General features: G+C 66.7%; 28 protein-coding genes. 14 read left to right on the top strand and 14 right to left on the bottom strand.

Annotated elements, in window-relative coordinates; translation table 11 throughout:
• Positions 1–33: 33 nt before the first annotated feature.
• Entirely contained in the window at positions 34–435 is a 402-nt protein-coding gene (locus BMW87_RS25620) for a hypothetical protein (RefSeq protein ID WP_093079644.1), read from the bottom strand.
• A gap of 204 nt (positions 436–639) precedes the next feature.
• Here BMW87_RS25620 and BMW87_RS25615 point away from each other — a divergent pair, with 204 nt between their 5' ends.
• Positions 640–2,319 (top strand): InlB B-repeat-containing protein, encoded by a 1,680-nt coding sequence (locus tag BMW87_RS25615; RefSeq protein WP_143062614.1) that lies wholly within the window; start codon positions 640–642, stop codon positions 2,317–2,319.
• Positions 2,320–2,359: 40 nt separating this feature from the next.
• Here the strand turns inward: BMW87_RS25615 and BMW87_RS25610 are convergent, their stop codons facing one another.
• Positions 2,360–2,782 carry a ribbon-helix-helix domain-containing protein gene (locus tag BMW87_RS25610; protein ID WP_256216909.1) on the bottom strand — a complete coding sequence of 141 codons (423 nt, stop codon included), beginning with the start codon at positions 2,780–2,782 and terminating at the stop codon, positions 2,360–2,362.
• Positions 2,783–2,864: 82 nt separating this feature from the next.
• On the bottom strand, positions 2,865–3,443 hold the full coding sequence (locus BMW87_RS25605; protein WP_093079639.1) for a DJ-1/PfpI family protein: 579 nt from the start codon (positions 3,441–3,443) through the stop codon (positions 2,865–2,867).
• Positions 3,444–3,779: 336 nt separating this feature from the next.
• Between BMW87_RS25605 and BMW87_RS25600 the strand changes: the two genes are divergently transcribed.
• Positions 3,780–4,196, top strand: coding sequence for a hypothetical protein (locus tag BMW87_RS25600; protein WP_093057575.1), 417 nt, complete (start codon positions 3,780–3,782; stop codon positions 4,194–4,196).
• 25 nt (positions 4,197–4,221) lie between these two features.
• Here BMW87_RS25600 and BMW87_RS25595 read toward each other — a convergent pair whose 3' ends face one another.
• A complete protein-coding gene (locus tag BMW87_RS25595; protein WP_093079636.1) occupies positions 4,222–4,737 on the bottom strand; it encodes a DinB family protein in 516 nt (171 codons plus the stop codon).
• A 124-nt stretch (positions 4,738–4,861) separates the two neighbouring features.
• Between BMW87_RS25595 and BMW87_RS25590 the strand changes: the two genes are divergently transcribed.
• Positions 4,862–5,461 (top strand): TetR/AcrR family transcriptional regulator, encoded by a 600-nt coding sequence (locus BMW87_RS25590; RefSeq protein ID WP_093079634.1) that lies wholly within the window; start codon positions 4,862–4,864, stop codon positions 5,459–5,461.
• A 4-nt stretch (positions 5,462–5,465) separates the two neighbouring features.
• Here the strand turns inward: BMW87_RS25590 and BMW87_RS25585 are convergent, their stop codons facing one another.
• From BMW87_RS25585 to BMW87_RS34800, 7 genes are all read right to left on the bottom strand, one after another.
• The gene (locus tag BMW87_RS25585; RefSeq protein ID WP_093079631.1) at positions 5,466–5,696 is read right to left on the bottom strand and encodes a hypothetical protein; all 231 of its coding nucleotides are present in this window, start codon (positions 5,694–5,696) and stop codon (positions 5,466–5,468) included.
• Positions 5,697–5,836: 140 nt separating this feature from the next.
• The gene (locus BMW87_RS25580) at positions 5,837–6,787 is read right to left on the bottom strand and encodes a bifunctional Delta(1)-pyrroline-2-carboxylate/Delta(1)-piperideine-2-carboxylate reductase (protein ID WP_093079629.1); all 951 of its coding nucleotides are present in this window, start codon (positions 6,785–6,787) and stop codon (positions 5,837–5,839) included.
• Positions 6,788–6,795: 8 nt separating this feature from the next.
• Positions 6,796–7,656: an alpha/beta hydrolase gene (locus BMW87_RS25575; protein WP_093079626.1), complete on the bottom strand. Its 861-nt coding sequence runs from the start codon at positions 7,654–7,656 to the stop codon at positions 6,796–6,798.
• Entirely contained in the window at positions 7,653–8,228 is a 576-nt protein-coding gene (locus BMW87_RS25570) for a 3'-5' exonuclease family protein (RefSeq protein ID WP_093079623.1), read from the bottom strand. Before BMW87_RS25570 ends, BMW87_RS25575 begins: the two co-directional genes overlap by 4 nt.
• A gap of 4 nt (positions 8,229–8,232) precedes the next feature.
• On the bottom strand, positions 8,233–9,093 hold the full coding sequence (locus BMW87_RS35760; protein WP_093079621.1) for a 2'-5' RNA ligase family protein: 861 nt from the start codon (positions 9,091–9,093) through the stop codon (positions 8,233–8,235).
• 16 nt (positions 9,094–9,109) lie between these two features.
• On the bottom strand, positions 9,110–10,714 hold the full coding sequence (gene rtcR, locus BMW87_RS25560; protein WP_093079618.1) for an RNA repair transcriptional activator RtcR: 1,605 nt from the start codon (positions 10,712–10,714) through the stop codon (positions 9,110–9,112).
• 107 nt (positions 10,715–10,821) lie between these two features.
• Positions 10,822–11,256, bottom strand: a complete 435-nt coding sequence (locus BMW87_RS34800; protein WP_143062613.1) for a hypothetical protein — start codon at positions 11,254–11,256, stop codon at positions 10,822–10,824.
• A gap of 150 nt (positions 11,257–11,406) precedes the next feature.
• Between BMW87_RS34800 and BMW87_RS25555 the strand changes: the two genes are divergently transcribed.
• The 6 genes from BMW87_RS25555 (at position 11,407) to rtcA (ending at position 17,674) form a co-directional block, all read left to right on the top strand.
• Positions 11,407–12,558, top strand: a complete 1,152-nt coding sequence (locus BMW87_RS25555; RefSeq protein ID WP_093079616.1) for a slipin family protein — start codon at positions 11,407–11,409, stop codon at positions 12,556–12,558.
• A 299-nt stretch (positions 12,559–12,857) separates the two neighbouring features.
• Positions 12,858–14,081: an RtcB family protein gene (locus tag BMW87_RS25550; RefSeq protein WP_093079613.1), complete on the top strand. Its 1,224-nt coding sequence runs from the start codon at positions 12,858–12,860 to the stop codon at positions 14,079–14,081.
• 81 nt (positions 14,082–14,162) lie between these two features.
• Entirely contained in the window at positions 14,163–14,813 is a 651-nt protein-coding gene (locus tag BMW87_RS25545) for a zinc-ribbon domain containing protein (protein WP_093079611.1), read from the top strand.
• A gap of 2 nt (positions 14,814–14,815) precedes the next feature.
• Entirely contained in the window at positions 14,816–15,769 is a 954-nt protein-coding gene (locus BMW87_RS25540; protein ID WP_256216908.1) for a ribonuclease Z, read from the top strand.
• A gap of 26 nt (positions 15,770–15,795) precedes the next feature.
• Positions 15,796–16,644 (top strand): nucleotidyltransferase domain-containing protein, encoded by an 849-nt coding sequence (locus tag BMW87_RS25535; protein ID WP_093079782.1) that lies wholly within the window; start codon positions 15,796–15,798, stop codon positions 16,642–16,644.
• A complete protein-coding gene (rtcA, locus tag BMW87_RS25530) occupies positions 16,637–17,674 on the top strand; it encodes an RNA 3'-terminal phosphate cyclase (protein WP_093079606.1) in 1,038 nt (345 codons plus the stop codon). The genes BMW87_RS25535 and rtcA overlap by 8 nt, the downstream gene beginning before the upstream one ends.
• A gap of 1 nt (position 17,675) precedes the next feature.
• Here the strand turns inward: rtcA and BMW87_RS25525 are convergent, their stop codons facing one another.
• Entirely contained in the window at positions 17,676–18,125 is a 450-nt protein-coding gene (locus BMW87_RS25525; RefSeq protein WP_093079603.1) for a MarR family winged helix-turn-helix transcriptional regulator, read from the bottom strand.
• Between the two features lie 74 nt (positions 18,126–18,199).
• On the opposite strand from BMW87_RS25525, the gene BMW87_RS25520 reads away from it, so the two are divergent.
• From BMW87_RS25520 to BMW87_RS25500, 5 genes are all read left to right on the top strand, one after another.
• Positions 18,200–19,195 (top strand): Bug family tripartite tricarboxylate transporter substrate binding protein, encoded by a 996-nt coding sequence (locus BMW87_RS25520; RefSeq protein ID WP_093079601.1) that lies wholly within the window; start codon positions 18,200–18,202, stop codon positions 19,193–19,195.
• 7 nt (positions 19,196–19,202) lie between these two features.
• Positions 19,203–20,174 (top strand): amidohydrolase family protein, encoded by a 972-nt coding sequence (locus BMW87_RS25515; RefSeq protein WP_093079598.1) that lies wholly within the window; start codon positions 19,203–19,205, stop codon positions 20,172–20,174.
• Position 20,175: 1 nt separating this feature from the next.
• Entirely contained in the window at positions 20,176–21,390 is a 1,215-nt protein-coding gene (locus BMW87_RS25510; protein ID WP_093079596.1) for a 3-hydroxybenzoate 6-monooxygenase, read from the top strand.
• 16 nt (positions 21,391–21,406) lie between these two features.
• Positions 21,407–21,817: a DoxX family protein gene (locus tag BMW87_RS25505; protein WP_093079593.1), complete on the top strand. Its 411-nt coding sequence runs from the start codon at positions 21,407–21,409 to the stop codon at positions 21,815–21,817.
• A gap of 135 nt (positions 21,818–21,952) precedes the next feature.
• Positions 21,953–23,014 (top strand): maleylacetate reductase, encoded by a 1,062-nt coding sequence (locus BMW87_RS25500; protein ID WP_093057593.1) that lies wholly within the window; start codon positions 21,953–21,955, stop codon positions 23,012–23,014.
• A 24-nt stretch (positions 23,015–23,038) separates the two neighbouring features.
• On the opposite strand, the gene BMW87_RS25495 is transcribed toward BMW87_RS25500, so the two are convergent.
• Positions 23,039–23,395, bottom strand: a complete 357-nt coding sequence (locus tag BMW87_RS25495) for an alpha/beta hydrolase (RefSeq protein WP_093079591.1) — start codon at positions 23,393–23,395, stop codon at positions 23,039–23,041.
• A 114-nt stretch (positions 23,396–23,509) separates the two neighbouring features.
• Positions 23,510–25,174, bottom strand: a complete 1,665-nt coding sequence (locus BMW87_RS25490; protein WP_093079588.1) for an adenylate/guanylate cyclase domain-containing protein — start codon at positions 25,172–25,174, stop codon at positions 23,510–23,512.
• Positions 25,175–25,186: the final 12 nt, after the last annotated feature.

Below are 25,186 nucleotides of genomic sequence, written 5' to 3'. Positions count from 1 at the left end.
CGGTGGGTGTGGCGCGAGCCCGCGCCTCAGTTCTCAGTTGCAACGACCGGCGGCGCGCAGCAGCGCGTTGCAGGCAGGAGCGGGTGCTGGTGCGGTGCCGGTCGCCGGCCTGGCATTGGAACGACGCGCGGACGCGGGCGCATCGCTCTGGCGCATCTCCTGGCAGATGGCGTCGCTGACCACCCGGCCCACCACCGACACTGACCCTTCCACGTAGCAGTTGTACGTGCGGCCGCCGTCGGTCTTGGCCAGGAAGGTCGTTTGCACGCCGCTGTCGGCCCGGTTCGAGATGGTGAACGCAGAGGGCGGCAGGCCCAACGCACGCGAGGTGTTGGTGACGATGGCGTCGTCGGTCACGGCATGCGATGCGCACCCACCCACGAGGACGGTGGCAGCGAGAAGCACGAAGAAGAGGGAGGTGGGTGAAGGTGTCATGCAACGCCGGGAAGTTCAGGGATGCGAGCGAACCCGCACTGGAACCCCCAGCCTAGCCAAACACCGCCCTCCGGGAAACAGCACCATCGGGCAGGTGCCCGATGGTGCTATGGCCCGCGCCGAACCTCCTTCCTACGATCCGACCCTCTTGAACGAGCACAGAAGGCGCCGGGCCCCGGTGTCAGCTAACGAGGAATGGCAGTTATGACGAAGAAGAGCGCCTGCAGGCGATGGATGGCTTGTGTGTGGAGCCTGGCCCTGTTGACGGCCTGCGGGGGCGGCGGCGCAGGAGGGGCCGGTGGCGGCTTGCTTCCACCCATCGGCTTTCCGCCGCCCGTCGCGGTGACGCATCGGATGGACGTGAGCATCACCGGCGCCGGTCGTGTCGCGTCGCAGCCTGCGGGCATCGACTGCGCCGACAGCTGCGGCGCGGACTTCGCATCGGGCACGCAGGTCACGCTCACGGCCACGCCGGCGGCGGGGCAGGTGCTCGGCAGTTGGGGCGGCGCGTGCAGCAGCAATGCCGGCACCTGCACCGTGCGCGTGGACGCCGCGCTCACCGTCACGGCCGCGTTCGTCGCCGCACCGCCGGTGGTCGGCTGGGGCGATGCGGTCACGCTGTCCGCCGCCGGAGCCAGCTTGCCGAAGGTGGGGGTCGATGCGCAAGGGCGCGCGCTGGTCGTGTGGCGTCAACTCGAGGTCAATTCGCTGACGGACAGGCTGTGGGGCAGCCTCTACCAACCCGGCGGCGGCTGGAGCACGCCGCAGCGCCTCGAGGCCAACAACGGTGCGGTGCGCGACGTCCGTGTCGCCATCGACAAGCCGAGCGGCCGTGCCGTCGTGGTGTGGACGCAGTTGAGCTCGGTAACGGGCTATGACCTGTGGGCGCTGCAAGTCGATCCATCGACCGGCTGGGGCACGCCGGCGCTGCTGGAGACCGGCACCGGCACGGTCGGCTTCGCGAGCGCGGGCATCGACGCCAACGGCAATGCCGTCGCCGTGTGGTCGCAGATCGGTCCCGCCACCCGCTTCAGTATCTATGCCAACCGCTACACGCCGGCGGGTGGCTGGGGCACGGCCGCGCTGATCGAGACCGACGAGGTTGTGGGCACCGTGGACGGCGACCCGGCGGTCGTGGTGGCGGGCTCGGGCGAATCGTTGGCCGTGTGGAAGCGCTCCACCGGCAGCAGCGCCTCGCTCTGGACCAATCGCGCCGATGCGGGCGGCACCTGGGCCGCGGCGGCTGAACTCGTGCCGGACGCCGGCACCGCGCAGTCGATCGGCGCGCACGATCTGGCAATCGATGCCGGCGGCAATGCGCTGCTGGCCTGGGGCCAGGTCGACCTGCCCGGCGGCGGCAACCAATGGGAGGGTGCCGTGTGGTTCAAGCGGTTCTCGGGAGGCGCCTGGCAGGGCGACACCGCACGCGTGGGCGCGCCGTTCATGTCGACGCAGGCCTTGCTGAGCACACCCGTGCTGCGCATGAACGCGGCCGGTGCGGCCGTGGTGAGCTGGGGGCGGCTGGACAACGCGCTCATGGCCGCAACGGCGGCGCCGGGCGCGGCATTCGGTGCGGACACCGTGGTCCGGCCGGCAGCTTCACAGGCGCTGACGAGCCTGCCCGCGCTGGGCGTGGATGACGCGACGAATGCGCTGGCAGCGTGGACCCAGGCCAACGGCGCGGGGACCGGTGACCTCTATGCAGCCCGCCACACGCTGGCCGGAGCTTGGGGCGCGCAGGCGCTGCAGGAAAGCAGCGATGAAGCGGCCCAGACGCCCGACATCGGCATGAACGAACTGGGGAACGCGGTCCTGGCCTGGCAACAGTTTGACCCGGCTGCGGGAACGCGCATCTACATCCGCCAGTACGGTTCTGGCAGATAGGCCTCGCGCTGCTGTGTGCAGTCGCGGGCCGGGGCGGCGACTAAGCCCGCCGCCGCGCGGCCACGTGGAGCGTGCGCACGCGCGTCTCGTCTTGCGGCTGCGCAGGCGTCGATCTTCCCCACCCCTGCGGCAGCTCATGCAGCACGGTTTCCGCATCGAGCGAGCGAATGGCCACCGAGGTATCGGCCGGAATCCGCCCCTGCGCCACCATCGCCTCATAGCGCAAGGCGCACACCCGCAGGAACGACGCGAAGTTGCCGACTTCGCCGCGCGCAGCTACCAGCTCGTCGTAGAGCCGCTCGATGAGCTGCACCACGACCATGCCGTCGCGTTGCGCAATTTCTTCGAGCACCTGCCAGAACAGGTTCTCGAGCCGGATGCTGGTGACGACGCCGTGCAGCCGCACCGAGCGCGTGCGCGCGTCGTAGCTCTGTGGGTCTGCACTGATGAAGACTTCGCACATGGGCCGTCTCCTTGAGGGGCGTGGGGTGGTTGGGCGACGCACGCACTGTAGCGCCGCCCATCTGCCGAAGCGAGCCGGCGGCTCAGTGCTCCATGCGCGTGCCCAGCACCACCAGGAACTGCGAGAGCCATGCCGGGTGCGCCGGCCATGCAGGCGCGGTGACCAGGTTGCGATCGGTCACGGCTTGGTCGACCGGAATGCCCATGTACTCGGCGCCCGCCAGTTCCACCTCGACCTGGCAGGCCGGGTAGGCCGACACCTTTCGGCCCTTCAGCAGGCCCGTGGCCGCGAGCAACTGCGCGCCGTGGCACACCGCCGCCAGCGGCTTGTCGGTGGCCAGGAAGTGCCGCGCGATCTCGACCACGCGGCTGTGCATGCGCAGGTACTCGGGCGCGCGGCCACCGGGAATGACGAGGGCGTCGTAGGCCTCGGGGCGGACGTCGGCGAAGTTGGCGTTCAGCGTGAAGCGGTGGCCCGGCTTCTCGCTGTAGGTCTGGGCGCCCTCGAAGTCGTGGATGGCGGTGTGAATCCAGTCGCCGGCCTTCTTGTCCGGCGCCACGGCATGCACCGTGTGGCCCACGGCGAGCAGCGTCTGGAAGGGCACCATGGTTTCGTAGTCTTCGGCGTAGTCGCCGCAGAGCATCAGGATCTTGCGAGCCATCTCTTGTCTCCTTCGGATGAGGTTGGAATGCGGCTTGGCGCCGGGGCGCCTGCCGTCGCCGCATTATTCGAAGGGGGAGTGCCCAGCGGGTAGCAGCCGGCTGTGACTCCGCTGCACCGGTCTCAGATGAGCGTCGCGCGCACGCCTGGTTGAGGGAAGGCGCTGGTGCAGTTAACAGAAGTTCGCAAAGATTGCAGGGCGTGCCAAAGAGCTGTGCCGCGCCACAGGGTCGTCATTGACCTGCCTTTTCGCCTGAATAGTCTCGCTCAGGGTTTTCCCGCATCTCCGGGCCGACCTCATCCGGACAGACAGACAACTTACAGAAAAGGCCGAATCATGAAGACCACCCAACTCGCCCTCGCTGCTGCGCTCACCGTGCTTGCAGTCGCTTCCGCCAATGCCCAGCAACGCACTCGCGAAGCCGTCGAAGCCGAAGCCATCGCCGCCGCTCATGCGCCGGACCAGAACGTCACGCGCGGCTCGCGCGGTGCCGATCCGTTCAAGTCCGTGGCCGATCCCGAAGCCGTGTACAAGCAAGCCGTCGAAACCGCCAGCGCGCCCAACCAGAACGTGACGCGCGGCTCGCGTGGCGCCGATCCGTTCACGTCCAGCCGCGACCCGGCTCAGGTCTATCAGGAAGCCATGGCCACCGCTGCGGCGCCCGACCAGAACGTGACCGGCGGCTCGCGCGTCAACAGCCGGGTCATCTCGACCATGCAGAACCCCGTGCTGCAGTCGGCACAGGGCAAGTAAGCAAGCTCCGAAAGCGCCGCCGCCGCTACGCACTGCTCCGCGCGCGGCGCGCGGGCTCGGCCTGATGCAGATAGCCGGTGAAGGTGTCGGGCGGCGACGAGCCCGTGAGCCGGGTCAGGATGCGGCCGACTTCGCCCCGGTGATAGCCCGCATGGGTCGCTACGTGGGCCAGCATCTCCTCGCGCGACATCCGCCCCGGGGCTCCGTCGGTGAACGTGAACTCGATGCTTTCCTCGAGCTCCTGAGGGTTCAGGCGCGCGACGTAGTCGACGTACCAGCGATCGGTTTCCTTCACTGACTCGGCCAACGCTTGCAGCAGCGGCGGCTCTTGCGCACCCGTCGCGGTGTAGGCATGCGTCATGCGCTGGACATTCGCGACGAAGATGCGGTCGACGATGCAGGCGTGGTTGAAGACGCGAAGCGCCATGCGGTATTCGTCGGGCGGGCCTTGCCTGGCCAGGTCGGCCAAACCCGCGAGCAGCCCCTCGTCGGCCCAGGCCTTGTACTGGAACAGCGAAGTCAGAAGCGTCTGCGTACTCATCACAATCTCCCTTTGAACCATGAAATGCACGCCTCGCGTTTCATCGGATGGCCGCCAGCGTGCGGTCCTATTCTTGAGTGGAGCCTCGAACTTGGGTACTCGCATTCCTCCGCCGCGCAGGACCATGCGCAAAGCGCCGCGCCAGCAGCGTTCGCGCGTCACGGTGGACGTGATCGTCGAAGCCGCAACTCGCGTTCTGGCGCGCCGCGGATGGGCGCGATTCACAACCAACGGGATTGCGGCCGTCGCGGGCGTGAGCGTCGGCTCGCTCTACCAGTACTTTCCGAACAAGCTGGCGATTGCCGAAGCGATCCGCCAGCGTCATCTCGACGAGGTGCTCGTGGCGCTGTCCGGTTCCGGCGAAGGCGACAGCGAAGCCGTCGCACTCGACCAGCGGGTGGAGCGCTTTGTGGACGGCGTCATCGCCGCCCACTCGGTCGACGAGGCGCTGCACCGGGTTCTGCTCGACGAGGTGCCGCTCGTGGCGCGGTCGAGCTATGCGGAGTTCGAGGCGGAATACCAGCGACGCTATCGGGCGCTGATCGCCGCGAGCGCGAGCGGTGCCGCTGGTGACGACGAGACGGCCGCCCGCGTGCTCTCATCCGCCGTCGAAGGGGTCGTCCACGCGGCGGCGCATCGTGGCGATCTGGGCTTGCCCGCGCTCAGAAGCGAACTTGTCAGGTTGATCCTTGCCTACCTGCGCGACCGCCAGCAGGCAGCGTGAACGCTCAGGCGTAGGCCTTGGTCGAGCGCAATTGCAGCAAGGCCAGCATGCGCGCTTCCTCCGCATCCCGCAGGCTCTTGGCGGCCCGGCTGGCGGAGTACGACACGTAGAGCGTGTCGATCGCTTTCTCCCAGCACTGGGCCGTCTGGTAGATGCTGTCGGCACTTCCCGGCTTGGCCGGCACGGCGTATCCGGCCTTGCGAAGGATGTTGGCTTTGTGGTCGGTGCTGAGCATGACGTGGTCCCCCCAGTCGATGGTGTGAGGAGCACGATATCCGCGATGCAGCATGTGCGCTATTGGCCACACGACGTATCCATATGTAGGAAAAACCCGTCCTCAAGGGGCTTTGGTGGCCAGAAAATAGGCCATAAGGCTTAGTTCCCGTCTCTCGATTGCCACACAAGGGTGGCGGCAGTCAGGTCTTCCAGGGCACTGCCGACGGCCTTGAACACGGTACGTTCTCCGGCGGCCGAGCGACCCGGATGCTCCGCGCGGCACAGCGTGGCCAGCGTACCCCGGACCTCTTCCGCACGCAGCGTGCCGGCGGCCATCGCGTCGAGCAGATCGCCGGGTTTCTGCAGCGCCTCTTCCGTGTCCACGAAGGTTTGTGCGCCTGCAAAGCACTGCACGTCGGCCTCGCGCATCGCGGGTGTGAAGCTGCCGATCAGGTCCAGGTGTGAGCCCGGCGCCAGCCATTCGCCGCGCACCAGCGGCGCGGTGGCCAGCGTGGCGCAGCTCACGATGTCGGCCCGGCGCACGCCTGCTTCCAGGTCGGTGGTTGCCCGCGCGTTCCAGCCCTCGGCGCGCCACTGCGCGGCCAAAGCTTCGGCGCCTTCGGCCCGGTGGTTCCACACCCACAGTTCGTCGATGGGCCGCACGCTCGCGTGCGCGGCCGGCAGCATGCGAGCGATGCGGCCGGTGCCCAGCACCAGCAGCCGATGCGCGTCCTGCCGTGCCAGAAACGAGGCCCCAAGTGCCGACGCCGCGGCCGTGCGGCGTGCGGTGATCTCGTTGCCGTCCATCATCGCCAGCGGCACGCCGGTGTGCGCGTCGTACAGCACATAGGTCGCATGCAGCCCGGGCAGGCCGCGCGCGCTGTTGCCGGGAAAGATGTTGATGGTCTTGATGCCCAGGAAACCCGCGTCGCTCCACGCCGGCATGATGAGCACGGTGCCTTTGCTGCTGCCGTCGCTTCCCGCGGTCTCGATGGCGTGCACATGGCGCGGAGGCACCTGGGCTCCGGCCGCGAAGGCCGCGCGCAGCGCGGGCACCAGCCGCTCGAAGCTCAGCGGTGCGCGGGTGGCGGCTTCGTCGAAATGCTTCATGGCTGTCATCATTGCTGCAGCGGATGCTGCGCGGATTCGAAGAACGCGGTCAGCGCCTTGCGGTAGGCGGCGCCGTACCGCAGGGCCGTCATCGGTTCGAGGTGACTGGCGCCCGGCACTTCGATCAGCCGCTTGGGCTCGCGCGCATCGGCCAGCAGGCGCCTCGAATGCGTGGGCGAAATCACCTGGTCGGCCGTGCCATGGATCAGCAGCAGCGGAATGGGCGACACGGCCGCCACGTACTTCGACGCCGCGTACTCGTCGCTCACCAGCATGCCCGCACCCCACAGCTTGTCGTTGGCAATCGATGAGTAGGAATAGAAGGTCGACTCGATGGCCGCCGCCCTCACGCCCGCCCGGTTACCCGCACCGACCACCGCAATGGCATTGGTGCCGCCCAGGCTCTGCCCGAAGACGAACAGCCGCTGCGCATCGACATCGCTGCGCGAGCGCACGTAGTTCAGCGCGGCGTTGGAATCCTCGAACACGCCCTTGGGCTCCGGCTTGCCTTCGGACTGGCCGTAGCCGCGGTAGTCGAACACGAACACGTTGTAGTCCTGCTTCGGCAGCCAGGCCGCGAAGCGCCAGTGCGTGCTCATGTTCTGCGCGTTGCCATGGAAGTGCACCACCGTGCCCTTGGCTTCCTTCGGGTTCCGGCGGTTCTCCGCGGGCAGGAACCAGCCGCTCAGGCGCGTGCCGTCTGCGCTGGTGAATTGCACGCTCTCGTAGCGCAGGCCCAGAACGTCGGGCGTTTCATAGGCCACGCTGTCGGGGTAATAGAACATCGACTGCACGCAGCCCGTCAGCATGAGCGGCAGCGCGCACAGCGCCAGCTTCTTGCACCACCGGCGGACAGCGCTGTTCGTCATGTCTGCTTGCTGCCTGCGGTGGCCGCGCGGTTCTCCGCGAGCATGTTGCAGAAGAGGGCACCTTGCTCGATGGCGTCGTCCAGCGCGACGTGCGTGTGCGGCAGCTTGTCGAACCAGCGGCGCGGCATGGCGCGCTTGGTGCTGTCACGGTAGTCGAGCCTGAGCATCGCCATGGCGAACGACTTGACGTCGAGCGCCGAGTGGCTGAACGGACTCTCGCCCGCAAAGCGCATCAGGTACCAGTAGACAAAAAGAAAGTCGAAGCCCGCCGGGTAGGCGACGAACACCGGCCGCGCGGGCAGGCCCTTGAGCCAGCTCACGTAGTTCTTCATCGCGTGGGCTGGGTCCTGCAGATCGGTGCGGCATGCGGCCCAGGCCTCGGGCTGGGTCTTCCACCAGGCAGCGGTCTTGGGGTCGGCCTCGGCGCCGGGCAGGGTGTGCAGGTTGGCGCTGAAGGTGGAGACGAGTTGCTTGTCGGCCGTGTAGGCGGCCGAGCCGAAGCTGAGCATCGAGTTCGGGCCCGGGATGGGGCCGTCGGATTCGACGTCTGTACTTATGTAGATTTCTGACATGGGTTCAATCGATTTCGAGGATGGACCCGACCGAGCGCTGGAGTTCTTCTATCAGCTCGGGGTCCATGTATTTGTATTCATCGGGAATGTCGAGCACATGGATCGGCTTGCCTTCCAGCATCCGCGTGAACTCGGCCACCAGGCGTGACTTGTGTTTTTCTTCCATCACGAGGATCACGTTGGCCCATTCGATGTCGTCGACGGACACCTTGTGCCGCGCGTTCGGGCTCGTGCCGGCGGAGCGTGCGGAGATCAGCGGGTGCCGGCGCCAGAGTTGTTCCGCGGTCGGGCTGCGCCACTGGTTGCGGCTGCAGATGAAGAGGACGTTGCGCATGAGTCGGGTGGAGGCTTGGGGCAGCTGGAAGACATGCATGTCTTGCCAGCGTCCGGACGAGTTTTCGATCAGCGTGACTTCGGTGCAGGTCGCATGCACGGCGCCAGATGCGAGGAGGCGAATCTGCAGTTCGGCAGCTGCCGCATCCGCGTCGAGCGCGTTGCCGTGCGCCACCGTCAGATGCGGAATGACGCCTTGGTGTTCGCCGCCGTACGGCGGGAAATTAGGGAAGGCTTCCACGAGCGCTATCGTCATTTCGATGAAGGGCGCGGCCGGCTCCGGTGCGAGGTAGGCGGTTTCGGGGAAGCGCTCGACCTTGGCCAGGGAAAAGTCAAACGACAGCGTCTTGTTCAGAACCCGCTGCGCACGCTCCAGCACTTCGGGTGTGATCAGTGCAGGGTCCATGAAAGGCACGAGCACTGTGATGTGCACCGGCACGCCGAGTGCGACAGTCGCGTCGTAGCGGCAGCGCAGGTCCCCGACAAGAGCCTCGGCAGCGGGGACTTTCACGGCGAATGCGGAGATGGCCATCGCGGCGGAGGATAGCTCAGGCGTTGGCGATATGGCCCCATTCGAGGCCGTGCTTGACGAGGTACTTGCGCAGCCTGTCTGCATCGTTCACCACGCTGCGTTGCGCGCGCGAGGCCTGGAAGAGCTGGCGGCCCGCATCGGACAGGCTGCGCGATTGCCGGCAGACGCGCACCACCGCTTCGAGCTGCAGGCGGTCGAACAGGTCGAGCGCTGCTGCGCGCTCTTCGCCGAGTAGCGCATCGAGATCGACGTCGCCGCCCGCGACTGCCGACGGCCCCTGGTGCTTCCACAGCCACCGCAGCCGCGCAATCTCCGCCTCTACCAGTGCCACTGGAATGCGCCCGCCATCGGCCAGTGTCGCCAGCCGCGTCACGCTCGCCGACAGGTCGCGGAAGTTGCCGCTCCAGATCGCCTCGCCGCTCTGTGCAAAGCGCAGGTAGGCAGCGCGTGCCTCGGCGTTGAAGCGCACCACGCGATGGTTCTCCGTTGCGTGAATGGCCAGCAGGTGATCGACGTTGGGCTCGATGTCCTCGGGGCGCTGCGCGAGGCCCGGCAGGTCGTAGGTCCAGAGGTTGATCCGTGCGAACAGGTCTTCGCGGAATCGGCCTTCAGCTACGTCGCTGCGCAGGTCGCGGTTGGTGCCGGCGATGAGCTGGAAGTCGCTCTCCACTTCCTTGTCGGCGCCCACCGGGAAGAAGCGCTTCTCCTCGATCGCCTTCAACAGCATGGCTTGCTCGTCGAGCCCGAGCTCGCCGATCTCGTCGAGGAAGAGGGCGCCCTGGTGCGCAGTGCGCAGCAGGCCCGCGCGGTCGCTTGCCGCTCCGGTGAAGGAGCCCTTCTTGTGCCCGAACAGCGTGGACGCCGCCCCGTCCCCTCGCAGCGTCGCGCAGTTCACTTCCACGAATGGCCCCGTCATCTGGTGCCGCGCCTGCTTCAGCTCGAACATGCGCCGCGCCAGGAAGGACTTGCCAGCGCCCGTCGGCCCGATCAGCAGGATCGGCGCGCGCGATCGCACGGCCACGCGTTCGATTTCGTCGATCAGCGCATTGAAGCGCGCGTTGCGCGTGGCGATGCCGCTCTTCAGGAACGCGACCGCATCGCGCTGCTCCGCATCGAAGCGCCGCGCGATCACGTCGTAGCGCGACAGGTCGAGGTCGATCAGCGTGCACTTGCCGGCCTCGCCTTCGCGCTGCTTCCTGGGCGGCGAAGTCTGTGCCAGCACGCCGGGCACCACGCGCGATTCCGACAGCAGGAACATGCAGATCTGCGCAACGTGCGTGCCGGTGGTGATGTGCGTCCAGTACTGCTCGCGCTCGGTGTCGAAGCTGTAGGCGCGCGCCCAGTCGTACAGGCGCGTGTAGACCTCGCCGAAATCCCACGGGTCCGCAAGGTCGAGCGACACGAGGTTGACGGTGGTCTCGGGAGACACGGTGGCGATGTCGGCCTTCACCACTTCCGCCAGCGCCTTGTGCCGCAGCGTGTAGAGCAGCTCCATGCGCGAGACGACCATGTCCTCGTGCTGGGCGAGCGAGACGGTGGGACGCCACTTGTTCCAGCGGCCCGCGCCTTGGCCGGCATCGAGCTGGGTGCCGAGGAAGCCGATGACGACGATTGGCTTCATAGATATAAAGCTAGCTGAATTTATAAATAAATGTGAATTCTATCGAGCTTGATATCGCGAGCAATGGCGCTGAGAAAAGAATTTCTCTTTTCATATCAACGACTTGTTCAACGCCGGCCCGCAACGGTGCCAAGCTGGCACGCTGGCTGCAATAGATCACCCGTCAGGATGCAGTTCAACCGCTCGCAGGTGCCGCATGAAAGCGGCCCGGTGCAGCAAGCCAGGTCTGTCCTTGGGTTTGCCGTATGCCGCAGCTGAACTGGCTGGCAACTGGGCTTGTTCCAGTTCTGCTCATGGTTGAGCACCGTGTTGACCACATGGCGTTGCGGGTTCGATTCCCGCGAAAAACCCGGCGGTGCTTGCACCGCCATCTGATGGGGGCGAAAGCCCCTCCGCCCCGGTACACCGGAGCGATGGCGCAGGGCATGCAAATGCCTTGCGGCGCGCGACACCGTGCCAAGCGCAGGCGGCTTGCGCACCGCGTGTGTGGCAAGGAACTGCGTGCAGCCATCGACGGCGAGGGAAGTGACGGCGTTGCACATGCGACGACGGGAGGCACCTACCGAACCGCGCGACCGCTGCACGTCAGGCCTTGGCTACCGCAGTGCCCGCCGCCTGCCCTTTCGAGGGCCTGGATTGAGTGACTGAACGAAACGAATAACCGAACTGAACAACGAGTGGGAGTAGAAAAAATGCTGGGTTTCAACCGAATCACGATCAAGAAGAACGAACGCGCGCTGCTGCTGCGCAATGGCGATTTCGAGCAACTGCTCGGCGCGGGCAAGCACTGGGTGTTCTCGCGTTTCGACCGCATCGAACTGGAGCGCTTCGCGCTCGCCCAGCCGGCGTTCGAGCACGAGCTGGCCGATTACTTCCTGGCGCGCGAGCCCGAACTGGTCGAGCGTGAGTTTGTGCACGTGTCGCTTGGTGAGGCCGAAGTTGGCCTGCGCATGGAAGACGGCGTGCTGGTGCAGATCCTGCCGCCTGCCACGCGCAAGCTGTACTGGCGCGGTCTGCGTCAGCAGCGCGTCGACGTGATCGACGTGGCCGACGATGCGCGTCTGCCGGCTGAACTGGTTTCGAAGCTGCAGAGCGTGGCCCTGCGTCCGCGTGCGGTGGCTGGCCTCGACGGTGTGTTGCTGGTCCAGGTGCCCGAGTTCCATGTCGGCGTGTTGACGCTGCAGGGCCAGATGCAGGAGCTGCTGCCGCCGGGTAACCACGGTTTCTGGCGCTTCAACCGTCAAGTGGCCGTGTCCTGTGTGGACCTGCGTGCGCAGATTGCCGAAGTGAGCGGCCAGGAAATCCTGACCCGCGACAAAGTGGGCCTGCGCTTGAACATGTCGGCGGTCTGGCGCTTCGCCGATGTGCGGCAGGCAATGGCGCAGATGCCGAAGCCTGCCGAACATGTGTACCGCGAGCTGCAGTTCGGGCTGCGTGCAGCCGTCGGCGAGCAGACGCTCGACGCATTGCTGGAGAACAAGGCGGCCATCGACCAGACGGTGCTGGCGCAGGTGCGTGAGCGGCTGGAAGGTACCGGCATTGTGCTGGAGAGCGTAGGCGTGAAGGACATCATCCTGCCCGGCGAGATGAAGACCATCCTCGCCCAGGTGGTGGAGGCCGAGAAGTCGGCCCAGGCCAACGTGATCCGTCGCCGTGAGGAAACCGCGGCCACGCGCTCGCTGCTGAACACCGCCAAGGTGATGGAGGGCAACCCCGTCGCGTTGCGAATGAAGGAACTCGAAACGCTGGAACGGGTGGCCGAGCGGATCGACAAGATCTCCGTGATCGGCGGCTTGGACCAGGTGCTCAACGGGCTGGTGACGCTTCGGCCGAGCGGTTCCTGAGCGATAGGCAGAGAGAGATACGGGCACGCAGGCACAGAAGGGAGCGCCACTGCCAAAAATGTTGATATTGCCGGCAGCCTGGGTAAGACCAGGTACGGCGGGAAAGTCGGTTGACGAGCAAGGTTGAGGATGCAGGTGCTGGCTCCGATGACGGGTCTGTCACTGGCGCGCGTTTCCAATCGTCGACTGGGCCATCGGACTCAAGAACCATGGTCGCCGTATTGATGCGGGTTCGAATCCCGCCGTGTCCACCAGTTGGTCGTAAAGAATAGATAGATAGACAGACAGAGAGAAAAGAAATGGAACAGAACTACAACCTCCACGAAGTCGAAAACGGCGTGCCCGTGAAGATGTGGACCCGCGGCGTACCCGTGGAAGCCGAAGCGCAGAAGCAACTCGAGAACGCCGCGCGCCTGCCTATCGTGTTCAAGCACATCGCGGCCATGCCCGATGTGCACTACGGCATCGGTGCGACCGTGGGTTCGGTGATCCCGACCTTCAAGGCCATCATCCCGGCCGCGGTGGGCGTGGACATCGGTTGCGGAATGATGGCGTGCAAGACCACGCTGCATGCCAACGACCTGCCCGACAACCTGGGACCGCTGCGCGGCGCGATCGAGAAGGCCGTGCCACACGGCTCGAACCCCAAGCGCATGGGCCGCGACAAAGGCTCGTGGGAAACGCCGCCGAACGAAACCGACGTGGCGTGGGGTGCGCTGAAGGACGAGTTCGACGCAATCTGCGAAGACTACCCGCGCCTGAAGAACACCAACAACCACAAGCACCTGGGAACGCTGGGTACGGGCAACCACTTCATCGAGGTGTGCCTGGATGAAGCGGGTTCCGTGTGGTTCATGCTGCACTCGGGTTCGCGCGGCGTGGGTAACGCCATCGGTACGCACTTCATCGAGCTTGCCAAGAAAGACGCCGAGCTGCACCAGCGCAACCTGCCCGATCAGGACCTGGCGTACTTCGAAGAAGGCGCCCAGTATTTCGGCGACTACGTGCGTGCAGTGGGCTGGGCCCAGAAGTTCGCGCGTGCGAACCGCGAAGTGATGATGCAGCGCGTGGTCGCGGCCGTGCGCAAGGTCATCACCAAGCCCTTCGAGGCGCACGTGGAAGCGGTGAACTGCCACCACAACTACGTGAGCCGCGAAACGCACTTCGGTGAAGACGTGCTCATCACCCGCAAGGGTGCGGTGAGCGCAAAGGCCGGTGAGCTGGGGATCATCCCCGGCAGCATGGGCGCCAAGAGCTTCATCGTGCGCGGAAAGGGCAACCCCGAGAGCTTCATGAGCTGCAGCCACGGCGCCGGTCGAAAGATGAGCCGTACCAAGGCCAAGAAGCTCTACACGGTGGCCGACCAGATCGCCGCGACCGAAGGCGTCGAGTGCCGAAAAGATGCCGACGTGATCGACGAGATTCCGATGGCCTACAAGGACATCGACGCGGTGATGGATGCGCAGAAAGACCTGGTGGAGGTGGTTTACACGCTCAAGCAGGTTGTTTGCGTGAAAGGTTGAACGCGATGCTGTAGGAGGGGAAAGGGCCCGCGACAAGCGGGCCCGCCTTCGTAGCGTCGCATTACGAAGGTTCGAAGAAAAATGAAGAGCAACAAACAACGCCGCGCCGAGATCAAGGCGCATCGCCTCAATCGCGCTCTCGCACAGGCTGCACGCCTGCGCGCGCAGGATGTCCGGCCGCTGCGGACCGACGACGAATACTCGCCTGGACGGGAGCTGGCGGATCGGCTCGTTTTGCAGCTGCATAACAACACGTATGGAATGCTGCCTGCCTTCTACGTAGCGCGCCCTTTCACCTGCCGCGATTGCGGTGCCGAAGAGGTGTGGACCGCCAAGCAACAGAAGTGGTGGTACGAGGTAGTGCACGGCGCCATCGATAGCCGGGCGGTGCGTTGCCTTGCATGCCGCCGCGCGCGTCGCCAGTGCTTGCGGAACACCGGGCCGGGCGCGAACCTTCTGCGCGAGCAGACGGATCGCCTGCGTGCGTTGGGCGCAACGAAGCCGAATGCGCAAGCCGAGGCCGAAATCGAAGCGGCACTGCAAAGCAAGTGGTGGAGCCTGCGTGTCGTAGCGATTCAGACGCTCGGTCGTTGGGGAGGCGCGGAGAATCTCGCAAGGCTTCAAGCGCTCATGGCGGCCCGTCCGGAAGGCGGACGCCGATACTTTGGTTGGGAGCGGGTCGCTGCGGACGCCGCGAGAAGCGCACTGATGTACAGGGAGCGATCGACGTGATGATGAAATTGACTTTCCTGGGGACCTCCTCAGGCACCCCCACGCGCCACCGCAACGTCTCCGGCCTCGCCGTGCAGACGGTGCTCAACGCCGACTGGTTCCTGATCGACTGCGGCGAGGGCACGCAGCATCGCGTGCTGCAAACGCCGCTGTCTCTGAACGACCTGGTCGCCATCTGCATCACGCATGTGCACGGCGACCATTGCTACGGCCTGCCGGGATTGCTCGCGAGCGCGGGCATGGGCAAGCGCACGAAGCCGCTGAAGCTGATCGCGCCGCTGCCGGTGTGGGAGTGGTTCGAAGCCACGCGCGCACTGACCGACCTGCATCTGCCCTACGAGGTCGAGCACGTGGATCTCGAAGACCAGCCGCTGGTATACGAAGCGCCCGGCGTGCGCATCGACCGCCATGTGCTGCGGCACCGGGTGCCGAGCCACGCCTACCGCGTGCAGGTCGAGACTCGCCGCTCGCGGCTGAAGGCCGATGCGCTGCGTGCCATCGGCCTGCCGCCGGGCCCTGCATGGCGCGCGCTGCAGACCGGCGAAGACGTGCCCTTCAACGGCGAGGTACTTCGCAGTGCCGACTACGCGGACACGCAGGTGGGCACGGCAATCGCGGTGCTGGGCGGCGACAACGCCGAGCCCGCGCTGCTGCACGACGCCTGCAAGGGCGCGCAACTGCTGGTGCACGAAGCCACCTTCACGCAGGACGCACTCGACAAGGTCGGCCCCGGGCCGATGCACAGTTCCGCGCGCCTGTTGGCCGAGTTTGCGCAAACCGTCGAAGTGCCGAACCTGATCCTTACGCATTTCAGCGCGCGCCACCAGAACGAAGAGGGCATGGCAGCGCTGATGGCCGAGACGCAAACGCACTACCGCGGCCATGCGTTCCTGGCCAACGACCTGGACGTCTACGAACTCGACAGTGCCGGCCATGTGATCGTCACCCGAGACTGATGGAAGAGAAAGAAAAGAAGATTGTCATGAGCACCGAAGAAGAATTCCTGCGCTCCGCCCACCCGATCGAGCCCGCCATGCGCGCGCAGATCATGGAGGCCCTGCGCGACATCGAGGCGAAGCACGACGTGACTGTGCTCTTCGCCTGCGAATCCGGCAGCCGCGGCTGGGGCTTTGCCTCGCCCGACAGCGACTACGACGTGCGCTTCATCTACGTCAACCGCCTGCCGTGGTACCTCACGGTGACGCCGCGCCGCGACGTGATCGAGGTGCCGATCAGCGGCGACCTCGACATCAACGGCTGGGACCTGCGCAAGGCGCTAGGCCTGATGCGCGAGTCGAACCCGACGCTGCTCGAATGGCTGCGCTCGCCCATCGTGTACCGCGACGACGCGGTGGCGATGCCGCGTTTCCGCGCGCTGTCGGAGGCGGTGTTCTCCAACGCGCGCGGCTGGCATCACTACAGCTCGATGGCGAAGAAGAACTTCCGCGAGCACCTGCAGGCCGACGAAGTGCGCTACAAGAAATACCTCTACGTGCTGCGCCCGCTGTTGGCCGCGCGCTGGATCCGCTCGCAGCCCGGCGTGCCGCCGATGCGCTTCGCCGACCTGGCGCAGCGCACGCTCGACCCGGTGCGCGATGCGGCGCTGATCGACGAGATCAACGCGCTGCTCGAAGTGAAGATGCGCGCGGGCGAAGCCGCGACCAGCCCGCGCTGGCCCGGCATCCATGCGTTCATCGAATCCGAGCTGGCAGCCAATGCGGCGGAGCCGGTGACGCCGCTGCCGCAGGCCGAAGAGGCCGGTCTCGATGCATTCCTGCACGAGACGGTGCTGCGCTTCGAGAAGGCAAAGACGGAGGCCGCGCATGATTGAACTCGACGGTTCGCAAGGCGAGGGCGGCGGCCAGATCCTGCGCACCAGCCTCGCGCTGTCGGTGGTCACGGGCCAGCCGCTGACCATCGAGAAGATCCGCGCGGGCCGCGCCAAGCCGGGGCTGATGCGCCAGCACCTTGCGTGCGTGAACGCGGTTGCCGAAATCAGTGGCGCGCAGGTTGAAGGCGCGGAGCTGGGTTCGCAGTCGCTGCGCTTCCAGCCCGGCCCGGTGCGCGCGGGCGAGTACCGCTTCGCGATCGCCAGCGCGGGCAGCTGCATGCTGGTGCTGCAGACCGTGCTGCCACCGCTGCTGCTTGCTGGCGCGACCAGCCGTGTGCACTTGAGCGGCGGCACGCACAACCCGATGGCACCGCCGTTCCACTTCCTGGAGCGCGCCTTCGCGCCGCTGGTGCGCCGCCTGGGCGCGGACCTGCAACTGACGCTGCGCCGCTGCGGCTTCTATCCGGCCGGTGGCGGCGAGGTCGAGGCGACCATCGTGCCGGCGGCCGGCGCGCTGCAGCCCTTCGATCTGATGGCGCGCGGCGCGCACCAGTCGAACTACGCCGAATGCCTGGCGCCCGGCCTGCCGCGCCATGTGCCGACGCGTGAGCTCGACACGCTGGGCGGCGCGATGGGCTGGTCTGGCGAGCAGCTGCGCTTCGGTGCGGTGCGCCAGAACGAAGGCCCCGGCAATGCGCTGATGGCGACGCTGGCGTACGAGCACGTCACCGAGGTCTTCACGGCCTTCGGCGAGAAGTCGCTGAGCGCCGAGCAGGTGGCGCACGGGCTGGTGAAGGAGCTGCGCGCGTTCCAGAAGAGCGAGGCCGCGGTCGGCCCGCATCTTGCGGATCAGCTGGCGTTGCTGCTGGCGCTCGCGGCGTGGCAGAGCAAGAAGGCCTGCGCCTTTACCTGCAGCGAGGTGACGGAGCACACGCGCACCAACTGCGCGGTGATCGAGCGCTTCCTGCCGGTGCGCTTCGCGATCACCGAGAGCCGTCAGGCTTCGACTGTGCAGGTCTCGCCGGCCTAGCTCAGGCCAGCGGCGTTGCGTTGGCGTACAGGCGCAGCAGCATCGCGCGCAGCGTCTTCACTTCCGCCGCGCTGAAGTCCGAGGTGGCCACCGCCTCGTAGTGCTGCGCGAGCGGAATCAGCTCGCAGGTCAGCGCGAGGCCGCGCTCGGTGAGCGCGATGCGCACCGCGCGCTTGTCGGTGTCGCACTTCTCGCGCGCCACCAGTTCGTTCGCCGCCAGCCGGTCGACGATGCGCGACAGCGCCGACAGGTCGGTCGACGCGTGCATCGCCAGTTCCGACAGCGTTTGCCGCGGCGTGTGCTGCAGCGACGCACACACGCGCCATTCGCTGAGGCTGAGTCCGTAGGGCTTCAATGCCTTCGCAAAGGCATTGCCCATGCGCGCACCGGCGCGTGCCAGCAGGAAGGGAATGGCCTTCTCGAGGTCGTGATCTTGGGGCAGGGTTTTCATCTAGACATGCTTGAACAATCAAGTATATAGTCCGCCGCAATTACTTGAATAATCAAGCAAATACGGAGACGATCATGAGCCTGAAGCCATCCCGCAGAGCTGCCCTCGTATGCGCCATCGCACTGTCTTTCCTGGGAACGATGCCTCTGGCAACCGCTCAGGGAACGGCTGCCAAGTGGCCCCAGCAGGCGGTGCGCTTCGTGGTGCCGTTCCCCGCGGGGTCGGCGCCCGACGTGCTGATCCGCCATGTGGGCGCCAAGCTCGGCGAGAAGTGGGGACAAGGCGTGATCGTCGACAACAAGCCCGGCGGCAGCGGCGTGATCGGCATGAACGCGATCCTGGCTGCGCCTGCCGATGGCTACACCTTCGGCTTCGTGCAGGGCTCGGCCATCTCGGTGGCGCCGAGCACCATCAAGGGCGTGACCTACGACTTCAACCGCGACTACGTGCCGGTCACGCTCGCGGCCGTCGCGCCCTTCATGCTCGCGGTACCAGCCAATTCGCCCTACAAGACGCTCGCCGACTTCATCGCCGCCGCACGCGCCAAACCGCAGGGCATCGAGGTGGCAGACAACGGCCGCGGCACCGCGCCGCACCTGGCTTCGGCATTGCTTGGGCTGCAGTCGGGCGCGCAGTTTCTCGAAGTGCACTACCCGGGCGGTGCACAGGCCATGCAGGCCACGCTGGGCGGGCAGACCCAGATGATGGTCGAGACCTACAACGTGGTCGCCGGCAACGTGCAGGGCGGGCGCATGCGCGTGCTGGCCAGCATGGGCGACCGCGTCGAGGCCGGGCTGGAGCAGTTCCCGCTTGCGAGCAAGACAGTGCCCGGTGCGGTGGCGCACGGCTGGTTCGCCGTCATCGCGAAGAAGGGCGTCGATCCGCAGGTGCTCGCGAAGCTCAACAAGGACATGAACGAGGCGCTGCTGCTACCCGACGTGGTGGCCAAGTCGCGCGAGCTGGGCACCTACCCGCGCCCGGGCACCCCCGAACAGCTGGCGCGCTACATCGCCGACGACCGCAAGACCTGGCAGGACGTGCTGGACAAGCTCAACATCAAACCGGAGTGATTTCCCCATGAAGAACAAGATTGCGCTCGAAGAGCATTTCGCGATCGACCTGACGATCGCCGACTCGCAGGTGTATGCCCGCCCCGAGGTATGGCAGGGCCTGAAGAACAACCTGCTCGACTTCGAGCAGCAGCGCATCGAGCAGATGGACGAGTGGGGCACCGAGTTGTCGATCCTCTCGCTCAACTCGCCGGCGGTGCAGGCCATTCCCGATGCGAAACGCGCCGTCGAAGTCGCGCAGCGCGCCAACGACGTGCTGGCCGAGCAGACGAAGCGCCATCCCACGCGCTTCGGTGGGTTCGCGGCGTTGCCCATGCAAGACCCCGAGGCGGCCGCGCGCGAGCTGGAGCGCTGCGTGACGCAGCTGGGCTTCCACGGCTTCCTGGTCAACGGCTTCTCGCAGGTGGGCGATGAGAACACCGTCGTCTATTACGACGACCCGCGCTTCACCGATTTCTGGGCCGTCGCCGCCGCATTGAAGAAGCCTTTCTACATGCACCCGCGCGACCCGTTGCTGAGCCGCGAGCCCATCTACGAAGGAGCGCACTGGCTCACCGGCCCAACCTGGGCCTTCGCGGTGGAGACCGGCCTGCATGCGCTGCGCATCATGTCGAGCGGCCTGTTCGACCGGCACCCCGACCTGCAGATGATCCTCGGCCACTTCGGCGAGGGCATTCCCTTCAACATCTGGCGCGTCGACCACATCCTGCGCAAGGGCCGGCGCGGCATGCCCTGCGACAAGGAAATCGGCGACTACCTGCGCAGCAACGTGCACATCACGACCAGCGGCAACTTCCGCACGCCCACGCTGCTGTCGACGATGCTCGAAGTGGGGGCGGACCGCATCATGTATTCGGTCGACTACCCGTTCGAGAAGCATGAGGACGCGGCCCGCTGGTTCGACAAGTGCGAGATCAGCGAGAACGACCGCCAGAAGATCGGCCGCGACAACGCGCGCAAGCTGTTCGGATTGAAGTGACATGCGCACCGTGAAAGACACCCGCCCCGTGCTCGTGGCCGGCGGCGGCATCGGCGGGCTCGCCGCTGCGCTGGCGCTGGTGCGCGAGGGCTATCGCGTGAAGGTGATCGAGCAGGCCGGCCAGATCGGGGAGATCGGTGCCGGCATCCAGCTCAGCCCCAACGCCTTCGCGGCTTGCGACGCGTTGGGCGTGGGCGAGCATCTGCGCGCCAAGGCGGTCTACACCGAAGAGATGGTGATGTTCGACGCCATCGACGCGAAGCGCGTGGCGAGCATCTCGTTGTCCGATCGCTTTCGCGAGCGCTTCGGCAACCCCTATGCGGTGATCCACCGCGCCGACATCCATGGTGCGTTGCTCGAAGGCGTGAAGGCCACGACAGAAGGCATCGAGTTCCTCACCTCGACCAAGGTCGTGCACATCGAGCAGGACGATGCAGGCGTGACGCTGATCGATGCACAGGGCGGCCGTCACGAAGGCCAGGCCGTGATCGGCTGCGACGGCGTGCGCTCGGCGGTGCGCCAACAGTACGTGGGCGACAGCATCCGCGTATCGGGCCATGTGGTGTTTCGTGCCGTGATCGACACGGCCGACTTCCCCGAGGCGCTGCGCTTCACCGCGCCATGCATCTGGGTCGGGCCCAACTGCCACCTGGTGCACTACCCGTTGAAGGGCGGCGACAAGTTCAACATGGCGGTCACCTTCCACAGCGACCAGCCCGAGGAGTGGGGTTCGATGGACGGCGACCCGGCGGAGGTGCAGCGCTACTTCAGGGCCACCTGCGAGCAGGTGCAGCTGCTGCTGCGCATTCCGAAAGCGTGGAAGCGCTATTCCACAGCCGACCGCAACCCCATCGAGCAATGGACCTTCGGCCGCGCCACGCTGCTGGGCGATGCGGCGCACCCGATGGTGCAGTACCTGGCGCAGGGCGCGTGCATGGCCTGCGAGGACGCCGTGACGCTGGGCCTCGCGCTGCGCCGCGAAGAGGGCGACTGGCCGCGCGCGCTGGCTTTATACGAACGCTCCCGCGTTGCCCGCACCGCGCGTGTCGTGCTCTCGGCCCGCGAGATGGGCCGCATCTACCACGCCAAGGGCGTCGAGCGGCTGGTGCGCAACAGCATGTGGACGGGCAGGCCGCAGGAGCGCTTCTACGACGCGCTCGAATGGCTCTACGGCTGGACGGCCGCCAACTGCCTGGGCGACGAAAAGGCCGCGTGAAATTCAAGGAAACGACATGACGACAAACGAACCCTTTCGCGGCTGGACCGTGGCCGCCCGCGTGCTGATGGCGGTGATCTTCCTGGTCGCGGGTGTGCGCAAGCTCATGACCTATGGAGCGACGCTCGGCTACTTCGCCAAGCTCGGCATCCCGCTGGCCGACGTGGTGCTGCCGTTGACCATCGCGCTCGAGATCGGCGGCGGGCTGCTGCTGATCGTTGGCTGGCGCGTGCAATGGGTTGCCGGCGCGCTGGCCTTGTTCACGCTGGCCACTGCCTTCGCAGCGCATGCGTTCTGGGCCGCCGACGCGGCGCAGTTCAACGCGCAGCTCAACAATTTCCTGAAGAACGTGGCCATGGCCGGCGGTTTCCTGCTGCTCATCGTTCAGTCGGGCGCTGGCGAGAGGGCTGCTGGCAATCGGGGCTGAGCGGAAAACTCCTTTCCGTTCCTGTCGTTGAATGAGTAGGCGGCCCGGCGGGACACTCGCCCGGCGGGCCGCCGGCGTATCGTGATGCCCGGCATCGGTCGTTCATGAACACTCGAGAGACAGACAGGAAAAGCCATGACCACACCATCGTTCGTCTACACCAGCGTGCCCCAGCGGGTGGTGTTCGGCGCGGGCTCGCTGCAGCACCTGGCGCGCGAGATTGACCTGCTCGGCGCGCGCCGGGCCCTGGTGCTGTCCACGCCCGAGCAGCGCCCGCAGGCCGAGCGTGTGGCCGACATGCTCGGCGCGCACGCGGCCGGCGTGTTCGACCGTGCCGTGATGCACGTGCCCATCGAAACGGCGCGTGAGGCGCGGGAAGTGGCCGCCCGGCTGGGCGCGGATTGCGCCGTGGCCATCGGTGGCGGTTCCACCACCGGGCTGGGCAAGGCCATCGCGCTCGACTCGGGCCTGCCGATCCTCGCCATCCCTACAACCTACGCGGGCTCCGAGATGACGCCGATCTACGGCATCACCGAAGCCGGCATGAAGAAGACGGGCAAGGATTTCAAGGTGCTGCCGCGCACCGTCATCTACGACCCCGAGCTTTCGCTGGGCCTGCCCGTGGGCATGAGCGTGACCAGCGGCATCAACGCCATCGCGCATGCGGCCGAAGGGCTCTACGCGGTCGATTCGAATCCGATCATGGACCTGATGGCGCAGGAAGGCATTGCAGCACTGGGCCGCGCGTTGCCGGCGATCCGTGCCACGCCCAAGGATGCGAGTGCCCGCAGCGACGCGCTCTATGGCGCCTGGCTCTGCGGCACGGTGCTCGGCAATGTCGGCATGGCGCTGCACCACAAGCTGTGCCACACGCTGGGCGGCAGCTTCAACTTGCCGCATGCCGAGACCCACACCATCGTGCTGCCGCATGCGCTGGCCTACAACGCCGAAGCGGCGCCGCAGGCCATGGCGCGTATCGCGCAGGCGCTTGGGGGAAGCACTGCCGCGCAAGCCGTGTACGACCTTGCACGCGACAACGGTGCGCCGGTTGCGTTGCGCGACATCGGCATGAAGGAATCCGATCTCGACCTGGCCTGCGAGCATGCGCTGAAGAACCAGTACCCCAATCCGCGCCCTCTGGAGCGCGATGCGATTCGTGCCTTGTTGCAGAACGCGTGGGAAGGTGTGCGGCCCTGATTTGCGGCAGGGCCGCGTCGCCGCTTACAGGCCGGCCTGGCGTGTGAACGACACCGTCGGCTTGCTGTAGGCCGAAGGCACCTGGTCGCGGTAGAACGCGCGGCGGTCCAGGCTTTGCAGCGGGTCGTGAGCGGTGGCCACGGCCTGGTCGCGCACCGCATTGCGGTCGAGCGTGGAGTTGACGGCCACAGTGCCTTCAGCGGCGCTGTCGGAGTAGGGGTTGCCGGCGCGCGCGGCAGCCAAGGCTTCGGCCTGCACGTCCATGCGGCTGGCGGACGAGGTGATGGCGTGCACGCCTTCGTAGGTTTCAGCGTGCGCGCCTGCCGCGCCGAGCATGGCGAATGCGACGGCGGAGATGGCGATGAGTTGCTTGGTGTTCATGATGCGAGTCCCTTTGACTGTCAGTGTGGGCGGCGGACATTCGTCGTTGCCACGGGATGCAGTGTGAAACCGCATCGTGGTTGGCGCTGTGCGTTTGCGCACCGCTTTCGGCAACTACAGAGGAGCAGCGCTGTGCGGTGCGTAGAGCACCGCAAGAGGTTCGGAGCGTCCCCGCACGGTGAGCGTTTCGATCGCGCCCATGGCCTCCGCAACACCGGCCTGCTCGGCCGCGAACAGCGAGACGACGAGGCGCGATGCGGCCGTCTTCGAGTGGTCCTGCAGCCGGCTCGCGGTGTTGACCACTTCACCGATGGCCGTGAAGGTCGTGGTTTCCAGATAGCCCACTTCACCCACCGCCGCACGGCCCGCATGCAGGCCCATGCCGAACTCCAGCCGCTGGCCGAACTGCGCCTCGAAGCCTTCGCTCCATGCATCCATGCGCTGGCCGATCAACTCGGTCGCGTGCAGTGCCTGCCTGCAGGCGGTGGGGAGGTCGCAGTCGAGCCCGAAGATCGCCATCACGCTGTCGCCGATGAACTGGTTCGGCACGCCGCCGCTTTCGCGCACTGCCGCACCGACGGTGGCGAAGTAGCGGTCGAGCACATAGGCCAGGTCGAAGGGCCACTGCCGCTCCGACAGGCCCGACCAGCGCCGAAGGTCGACGAACAAGATCGCCACGTCGCGCTCGCGCCCGAAGCTGCCGACCGGCGCGGGCCGGCCTTCATTGGGCAGCGGCGCGAACAGCGGCGTGACCTCGACGTCGCCGCGCGGGCGCAGCTGGCAGGCCAGGCGCACGTCGGCCGGCGCGCGCACGCGTTCGAGCGTGCGCTGCTCGTCGCGGCCGGGTTCGCCGATGTGTTCGGCCGGGCCGGCCACGCGCACGCGGCAGGTCGAGCAGCGCGCCCGTCCGCCGCAGATCGACACATGAGCGATGCCGTGCGAGCGGCTCGCTTCCAGCACGCTCCAGCCGCGCGGCACCTGCACCGTGCGGCCGGGGTAGCGCAGCGTGACCGATGGTTGCCGCGACCAGCGCGCGAAGCTGTTGCGCCCCCAGCGCGCCCCCAGCAGCGCGACCAGCGCCAGCCCGTAGAACCACTTGATGTTGCCTTCGGCCGTATTCAGCGCCTTGCCTTGCTCGGGCGTGGGAAGCACGGTGGGCGGCAGGCCGCTCCACTGGAACTCGCGCCCCATGGAGACGAAGCCCATCGCCGCCGTCAGCGGCAGCACAACCGCAATGGCCAGCAGCAGGTAGGAAAAGCGTCGCCAGGCCGGCTGCGCCCGCAGTGCGAAATGCAGGCCCAGGCAGCCGTGGACCCAGGCCGCCAGCATCATCAGCAGCTGTGCGGCCGCGCCCTGCCAGTCCCACAGCCCCCAGACCACGCGCACATACGAGCCCTCGATGCCATAGGCCAGGTAGGCGCCGCGCATGGCAGTGAGGTGCGTGGCCAGCAGCAGCGGCAGCGCAAAGCCCAGCAGTACGCGCAGGCCTTCGAGCGGCGGCATGCGCAGGGTGCGGCGCTCCCACAGGGCGACCACGGCCAGCGCCAGATGGGTGGCGGCCGCGCCGTACAGCAGCACGGTGCCTGGCAGGCTGTGCCAGAACTTCTGCACGCCGCGCAGCACGGTCTCGGCCGCGGCAAAGGAATAGATGCCCAGCGAATGGTTCAGCAGATGCGCCGTGATGTAGGCCATCAGCACCAGCCCGCTCGCCCAGCGGAGATTGCGCCGTGTCGGCGGTCTCAGGGAAAAAGGGGGAGCGTGAGGGGAACGTCTGTCCATGAACGGGTTCGA

The sequence above is a fragment of the Variovorax sp. OV084 genome, from assembly GCF_900111625.1.
Classification (GTDB): Bacteria; Pseudomonadota; Gammaproteobacteria; order Burkholderiales; family Burkholderiaceae_C; genus Variovorax.
The sequence above is the reverse complement of the archived record's forward strand: the minus strand, read 5'-3'. Positions and strand labels throughout refer to the sequence as shown.